The organism is Haloarcula sp. CGMCC 1.2071 (assembly GCF_037078445.1).
Taxonomy (GTDB): domain Archaea; phylum Halobacteriota; class Halobacteria; order Halobacteriales; family Haloarculaceae; genus Haloarcula; species Haloarcula amylolytica.
In genome coordinates this window covers 1-814 of sequence record NZ_JAYMGY010000054.1, presented here as the reverse complement: position 1 = coordinate 814, position 814 = coordinate 1, and the positions used below count along the sequence as shown (strand labels likewise).

Sequence of the window (814 nt, the reverse complement as noted above, 5' to 3'; positions counted from 1 at the left end):
GCTTCCCGTGGTTTAGTCGGACACTCCCATCCGACCATCGGCCTGATAGCCTCGGGCGGTCGGTTGGGTCACGGTCGGGGCGTCCACGGCCCCCGATGCCCGCCGTCGCACCTTCCGAACAACGGGAAGGCTGTTGAGAGCAGGCACATTCCAATCGAGTTTCTTCACGCCTTTCACGGCGATGTTGACGCTTGCACCACGGTCGCTGTGGTCTTGATGCCCACAGTCCCGACAATTGAACCGTTTCTTGTTACGGTTCGCACGTTCCGTGTGTCCGCACATCGGACACCGTTGGCTCGTGTACTCGGGGTTAATCCACGCAGTCGGGATACCCTCGAACGACGCCTTGTACGACGTATAGAACTGGAGGGCGCGGAACGGAAGGTGGTGCAAGCGTCGGTTCATCCGCGTGCCGTAGTCGATACTGTCGCGCATCTCTTTGAGGTCTTCAAAGACGATGCACGGCTTCTCGAACTGACGACTCCACTCCACGATGTGTCGAGACACCTTGTGGAGTCGGTCACGGACGAACCGTTCCTCACGCCCTTCCAGCGTGTCGTGGATGCTGTCTTTCCCCGCGTTCTGGACGCGCTTCCGCATCGTGAAGTAGCGGTGGCGCTCGAACTTGATTTCGGGGAAGTCAATAACCAACGAGTCCTCAATGCCATCCTCGGAGAGAGCGGTGAGAGCCACGTTGTCTTCGTTCACGTCCACACCGACGACCGTCCGCGAGTCCTGCTTGTCTCGAACGGTCTGTTCGGTGTTGGTGACGTTGACGTGCAACTCAGCGTTGTCGTTGTGGAACAGGGCTTCC

General features: G+C 59.1%; 1 protein-coding gene. It reads right to left on the bottom strand.

Features of this window, described 5'->3' with window-relative positions:
* Window positions 1–12: 12 nt before the first annotated feature.
* Window positions 13–814: transposase (locus VI234_RS21185; RefSeq protein WP_336331228.1), on the bottom strand; the 802-nt coding region annotated here is incomplete at its 5' end.